This window comes from Stenotrophomonas sp. P5_A9 (genome assembly GCF_056400525.1).
In genome coordinates, this window is sequence record NZ_JBFULC010000050.1 from 24,212 (window position 1) to 30,911 (window position 6,700).

5 protein-coding genes are annotated in these 6,700 nt (G+C 68.5%); 2 read left to right on the forward strand and 3 right to left on the reverse strand.

From position 1 onward, the window contains the following. Positions 1-302: 302 nt before the first annotated feature. From AC1DR7_RS15260 to AC1DR7_RS15270, 3 genes are all read right to left on the reverse strand, one after another. Complete coding sequence (locus AC1DR7_RS15260; RefSeq protein WP_478052900.1) at positions 303-1,574, reverse strand: sensor histidine kinase; 1,272 nt, start codon at positions 1,572-1,574, stop codon at positions 303-305. A 153-nt stretch (positions 1,575-1,727) separates the two neighbouring features. Further along, a complete protein-coding gene (locus AC1DR7_RS15265; RefSeq protein WP_457318120.1) occupies positions 1,728-2,441 on the reverse strand; it encodes a response regulator transcription factor in 714 nt (237 codons plus the stop codon). 89 nt (positions 2,442-2,530) lie between these two features. Next, complete coding sequence (locus AC1DR7_RS15270) at positions 2,531-3,181, reverse strand: arylesterase (RefSeq protein WP_457318121.1); 651 nt, start codon at positions 3,179-3,181, stop codon at positions 2,531-2,533. 120 nt (positions 3,182-3,301) lie between these two features. On the opposite strand from AC1DR7_RS15270, the gene AC1DR7_RS15275 reads away from it, so the two are divergent. Both AC1DR7_RS15275 and AC1DR7_RS15280 read left to right on the forward strand, forming a co-directional pair. Next, entirely contained in the window at positions 3,302-3,904 is a 603-nt protein-coding gene (locus AC1DR7_RS15275; RefSeq protein ID WP_256774940.1) for an ABC transporter ATP-binding protein, read from the forward strand. Then, positions 3,901-6,387 (forward strand): ABC transporter permease, encoded by a 2,487-nt coding sequence (locus tag AC1DR7_RS15280; RefSeq protein WP_478051039.1) that lies wholly within the window; start codon positions 3,901-3,903, stop codon positions 6,385-6,387. Before AC1DR7_RS15275 ends, AC1DR7_RS15280 begins: the two co-directional genes overlap by 4 nt. Positions 6,388-6,700: the final 313 nt, after the last annotated feature.

Here is a 6,700-nt window from a genome sequence, read left to right on the forward strand (position 1 = left end):
GGCACCTACCGGGCCGAAACTTCTCTTGACACCGTTCTGCAACACCCCGTTGTGCAACACCCCGTTGTGGACCCCCGGTAGAGCCGAGCCATGCGCGGCTGCTCTTGCTCTTGCCCTTGCTCCCACCTCCCCAAAGCACCGGCCAACTCTCGATGGGTCGGTGTGGGTGGGTTGGCGGGACCGTCGTGCGCCATGGATGGCGCACGCGAGCTTCCAGGGATGGATTCACGGCGTGTCCCGCCAACCCRCCCACACCGACCCAAACACTGGAGAGAGAAATCACCCGGCCGTTGCTAAAAAACTCACCGATAAACAACCGCCGCCTGCGTCCCCGCCCCCAACGTACTGCTCAGACTCACCTTCCAGCCAAATCGATCGCACAACCGACGCACGATCGACAGCCCCAAGCCGGTGCCCTGCGGCCGCGTCGGCTCCGCGCGGTAGAACGGCTCGAACGCGCGGCCCAACGCCTCGGCCGACATCCCGATCCCCGTGTCGCGCACCACGACCCGATCCTCCAGCACATCCACATCGATGCGCCCCTCGTCGGTGTAACTGCACGCATTGCGCAACAGATTGCTCACCACCACCTGCAGCACCCGCGGCGGCGCATGCAAGTGCACCGGACCGGCACTGTGCAGGAAGATCTCCACCGGCCGCCCCGCCATCAGCTCGCGCGCGTTGTCCACCTCGTAGCGCACGATCTCGTTGACGTCGAACAGCTCGATCTGCGGCTCCACATCCGCCTCGCGCGCCAGGATCAGGAACGCGTCGATCACCGCCTCCATGTCCCGGCCCGCGCGCTGGATGCGGTTCAAGCTGCGCTGCAACCGCGGCGACAACTCGTGATCGCCCAGCGCCATGTCGCTGGCCACCCGGATCACCGTCAGCGGCGTGCGCAGTTCGTGGCTCGCATCGCGGGTGAAGTTGCGCTCACGCGCCACGTGCGCGGTCACTCGCGTGGCCAGGGAGTGCAGCGCCGCGGCCAACTGCCGCGTCTCGCCCTGCATATCCGCCGGCAGCTTGTCCGGCGCCAGGTCCGCCGCTTCCGGATGCCCCGGATTCCAGCGCGACACCCGCCGCGCCAGCCAGTTCACCGGCGACACCAGCCGTTTGGATGCCCGGTAGGTGATCCACGAGGCCCCGTACACCGCCAGCAACGTCAGCAGCACCGGCACGATCCCGAACCAGAACGCCAGCATCTCCGCGCGCGAGCGCAGGAACACCAGATACAACCGCCCTTCCGGACGCGCATCCACCAGCACCAGCTGGTCGTCGCTTTTCAGTTCGTGGAAACCCGGGCGCAGCGCGCGCAGGTTGGCCGGCAGGCTCAACGGCGACCGCCCGGTCTCCAGCAGGTAACCGCGGATGTTCTGGGTGTTCGGCGGCGGCTGCGTCGGCGAAGCGTCGTACAGCTGCCAGTAGTAAGCGGCCTCTTCCTGCAGCGCGCTGCTGACCAGGCTGTGCTTGATCACCAACGACACCAGCCATGCGCCCAGCAGGATACCCAGGCTGGCCAGCACGGCTTGTAGGATGAAGACGATACGTATCTTGCGCGGCAGACCGTGCGGCATTACAGGATCCAGAGCGGTTCGCCGCGATTATAGGAAAGCGCGCCGTGATTCCATCGTGCAAAAAACGACAACGACCCGGCAACCGCCAGGTCGTTGTCACCCTCGGGGCCCCGCAGGGCCCGTCCGCTCACGCGCCGGCGACCGCCGTACGCGTCAGCTCATCGGCTGGGCGATGTCGGCGATGCGGTAACCGGCGCTCTGCACGGTGTGCAGCAGCGGACGGTCGAACGGCTTGTCGATGATCTTGCGCAGGTTGTACAGATGGCTGCGCAGGGTATCCGAGTCCGGCAGGCCGTTGCCCCAGATCTCGCGCTCGATTTCCTGGCGCGTCACCACGCGGGGCGATTCGCGCATCAGGATGGTCAGCAGACGCAGACCGATCGGCGACAGCTGCAGTTCGGTACCGGCACGGGTCGCACGCATGCTCACCGGGTCCAGCACCAGGTCGGCCACCTTGAGCACTTCCGAACCCACCTGGCGACGCTCGCGGCGGATCAGGGCACGCAGGCGTGCTTCCAGCTCCTGGATCGCGAACGGCTTGGTCAGGTAATCGTCGGCGCCGAAGCCCAGACCGGTGAGCTTGTCGTCCAGCGTGTCGCGGGCGGTCAGCATCAGTACCGGGGTCGACTTGCGGGCGTCGTTGCGCAGCCGGCGGCAGACTTCGATGCCGTCCAGTCGCGGCAGCATCAGGTCCAGCACCACGACGTCATAACTGTTTTCCGCCGCCAGTCGGTAGCCGTCCAGCCCGTCCTRGGCATAGTCGACCTCAAACCCACGGCCTTCCAGGTACTCGCCGATCATCTCGGAAATATTGCGGTTGTCCTCGACCACCAGCACCAGGCCGGAGGTCTCCTTTGTCTGACGCATGGGATTCCCTCTTTCTTCAGCTTTGTGAAACATGCCGCATCGGCAGTGGAGGCGGTGTGAAGCTGCTCACACCGGAATCAAAATTGTTGTCAGAGCAGGGGTTTGAGGTGCGGCCACACATTGTCCAGCACCCGCGGCTGGCCGGCGGCAGTGGGATGCAGGCCGTCGGACTGCATCAGCCCTGGCTGCAGGGCCACACCGTCCAGCAGGAACGGCAGCAGCGGCACCTTGTACTGGCCGGCCAGCCCAGCATAGACGTCCTTGAGCCGCTGGCGGTAGGCCGGGCCGTAGTTGGGGGGAACGTCGATGCCCAGCAGCAGCACCTTGGCACCGGCCTTCTGGCTGGCCACGATCATCTTTTCCAGGTTGCCGCGCAGCTGCACCGGGGTAAGCCCGCGCAGGGCGTCGTTGCCGCCCAGCTCGATCACCACCACCGATGGCCGGTGTTTGGCCAGCAGGCCCGGCAGCCGGGTCAGCGCGCCGGAACTGGTCTCGCCGCTGATGCTGGCGTTGATGATGTTCGGGGCCGGCTTGACCTGTTGTTTGACCCGCTGCTGAAGCAGGTTCACCCAGCCCGATTCGGCCGGGATATTGTGGGCAGCACTGAGGCTGTCGCCGACCACCAGTACCGCATGGCGGGTATCGGCACCTTTGGCACAGGCCAGCGCCGGTAGCAGCAGCAACCATGCCATCAGCCAGACCATCGGGGCCGCGCGGCCCTTCCACATCGTTGTGCTCATTGGAGAATCCTCATCGACAGCCTGTCCCCCCGCAGCGCTCCCGTCGCCATCGCCGCCCTGGATGTGGGCAAATCGGCGCGTGGCCCGGAGGGTGAAGTCCACATACTGGACAACATTGGCATGACCGTCCATGAAGGCGAGAGCATCGCCATCGTCGGCGCGTCCGGTTCGGGCAAGACCACCCTGCTCGGCCTGCTGGCTGGACTGGACCTGCCCAGCCGCGGCCGGATCACCCTGGCCGGCGCGGATCTCAATGCGCTGGATGAAGAAGCCCGCGCGCAGCTGCGTGCGCGTGAGGTCGGCTTCGTATTCCAGAGTTTCCACCTGCTGCCGGCGCTGACCGCCGAGGAGAACATCGCGCTGCCGCTGGAACTGGCCGGGCGCGAGGATCCGGCGCGCGTGCGCGAGGTGCTCGAGCAGGTCGGGCTCACCCACCGTGCGCGCCACTACCCGCGCCAGCTGTCCGGCGGCGAGCAGCAGCGCGTGGCGTTGGCGCGCGCGTTCGTGGCGCGGCCGCGCATCCTGTTCGCCGATGAGCCCACCGGCAGCCTGGACCAGGCCACCGGCCAGCAGATCAGCGACCTGCTGTTCGCGCTCAACGCCACCAGCGATACCACCCTGATCCTGGTGACCCATGACCTGCGCCTGGCGCAGCGCTGCGAACGCGTCTATCGCCTGGATGGCGGCCGACTGGTCGACAGCCCGTCCGGCGTGTCCGCATGAATGTCGTCAAACATGCCGCGCGCGCACTGCGCCGCGAGTTCCTGGCCGGCGACCTGCTGACCGTGTTCGCCGCGCTGGTGCTCGGCGTGGCGGTGATGACCGCGGTCGGCACGCTGGTCAACCGGGTCACGCTGGCCTTGACCGGCAGTGCGGCGGAAATGCTCGGCGGCGACCTCGGCCTCAACGCACGCGAGGACATTCCCACCGCCTTCGCCGACGCGGCGCGCGAACGTGGCTTGGCCAGCACGCGCATGGTCAGCTTCCCCAGCGTGCTGTTCCATGGCGAGGCCAGCCAGATGGCCAACATCAAGGCGGTCGGCGATGGGTATCCCTTGCGTGGGAAGCTGCAGGTCAGCCGCACCCTGCACGGCGGCGCCAGCGAGATCGCCGGCACCCCGCCGCCGGGCCAGGCCTATGCCGATCCGCGCCTGATGCAGGCGCTGGGGCTGGGCGTGGGCGATGCGCTGGAGTTCGGTGCCGGCCGGCTGACCATCACCCGCGTGCTGCAGGCCGAACCGGACACCTCCGGCGAACTGATGCAGCTGTCGCCGCCGCTGCTGGTCAACCGCGCCGACGTGGATGCCGCCGGCCTGCTCGGACCGGGCAGTCGCGCGTCCTACCGGATGATGTTCGCCGGGGCGCCGGAGGCGATTGCCGACTTCCGCGCGTGGTTGGCGCCGCAGGCCAAGGGTTACCGCATCGTGGGCATCGCCGACACCCAGCGCGGCGTGCGCGGTGCGTTCGACCTGGCTGGCCGCTTCCTGTCGCTGGCCGCACTGCTGGCGGTGCTGCTGGCCGGCGTGGCCACTGCGCTGGCGGCGAATCGCTTCGCGCTGCGCCGGATCGACCAGGTGGCGATCCTGCGCTGCCTGGGCGCACGCCAGCGCGACATTCTCAGCGCGATGGCGCTGCAACTGGTGATGCTGGCGGTGCCGGCGTGCCTGGTCGGCATCGGGCTGGGCATGGCCGCGCAGGCCGGGTTGGTGCAGGCGCTGGGCGGTCTGATCCCCAATCGCCTGCCGCTGCCACAGGCGACCCCGGCCTTGAGTGGTGCCGGGATCGGACTGGTGCTGCTGCTCGGCTTCGGCCTGCCGCCGCTGCTGCGGCTGCGTCGGGTGCCGCCGATGCGCGTGCTCAACCGCAGCTTCGCGGCGATGCCACCGAGTTCGCTGCTGGTCTATGCGGCCGCCCTGGCGGCGACCGTGGCGCTGACCGTGCAGGCCACCGGCGATGTGAAGCTGGCGGCCTGGGTGCTGGGCGGGCTGGCCGCATTGGCGGCCCTGGCCGGCGTACTTGGGGCGTTGCTGCTGTGGCTGCTGCGTGGGCTGCAGCCGCGCCTGCGCGGGCGCTGGAAGCTGGGTCTGGCCGCGCTGACCCGCCGCCGTGGGCTGGCGGTGACGCAGCTGGTGGGGCTGTCGCTGTCGCTGTGCGCGCTGTTGCTGCTGTCGGTGATCGGGCCGGGCCTGCTGGCGCAGTGGCGCGACCGTTTGCCGGTGGACACGCCCAACTACTTCCTGATGAACATCCAGCCGGAGCAGCGCGAGACGGTGCTGAGCACGCTGCACGGGCTGGGCGTGGTGGCGCCGGGCATCGAGCCGTTCAGTACCGGGCGCCTGTTGGCGGTCAATGACCGGCCGCCGCAGCGGCAGCAGCGCGAGGACAACAGCAACGATGACGACGATGCCAACCGTCCGGTCAACTTCTCCTGGCGGCATGACTTCCCGCCGGCCAACACGCTGGTGGGCGGGCGCTGGTGGGCGCCGGGCAGCACCGCGGCGGAAGCCTCCATCGAACAGGGCTGGGCCGAGCGTTACGGGATGAAACTCGGCGATACGGTGACGCTGCAGATGGGCGACCAGCAACGCAGCTTCACGGTGACCAGCATCCGCAAGGCCGACTGGGATTCGTTCCGGGTCAACTTCTTCCTGCTGCTCAACGAAGGCGCGGTGGGCGATGCGCCCTACAACCTGATCACCGCCTTCCATCTGCCGCATGCGCAGGCACCGCAGTTGGCGGCGCTGACCCGCGCGCAGCCGAACATTTCGCTGCTGGATATCGATGGCATCCTGCAGCGGGTGCGCGAGGTGGTGGACCGGGTCACCCAGGCGGTGCAGCTGGTGATGGGCTTCAGCCTGCTGGCCGGGTTGCTGGTGCTGCTGGCGGCCCTGCAGGCCACCGCAGGGGAGCGTCGCTACGACAGTGCGGTGCTGCGCACGCTGGGGGCCACGCGCAGCCAGCTCCGCGGGGCGGTGCTGGTCGAGTTTGGTGCGCTTGGGCTGCTGTCGGCGTTGCTGGCGGTCGGCACGGCGGCATTGCTGGGCAGCGTGGTGGCCCGGCAGGTGTTCGAGCTGACCTTGAGTCCGCCGTGGGGGTCATTGCTGGCCGGCGGCGCGATCGGGGTGGCATTGAGCATGCTGGCCGGCTGGTGGGGCACACGGCGGATCCTGCATACGCCGCCCGCGCTGGCGCTACGGGAAGTGTGAGGTCGACGCGGGGCGCCGGAGCATTCAGTGGCGCTGGCCGAAGGCTGCGCATCGGTAGTGCCGAGCCATGCTCGGCAGCAATGCTCCTCTTGCGTCGGACGCCCTGGCATTGCTCGAAGAAGAGCAGCCGAGCATGGCTCGGCTCTACCCTGGGTGGGTCGCGGGGGCGTGGGATCCGTGGGTCGCGAGGGCGTGGGGTTCGGTAGTGCCGAGCCATGCTCGGCAGCAACGTTCCTCTTGCGTCAGGCGCCGTGGCATTGATCGGGAAGAGCAGCCGAGCATGGCTCGGCTCTACCCTGGGTGGGTTGCGGGG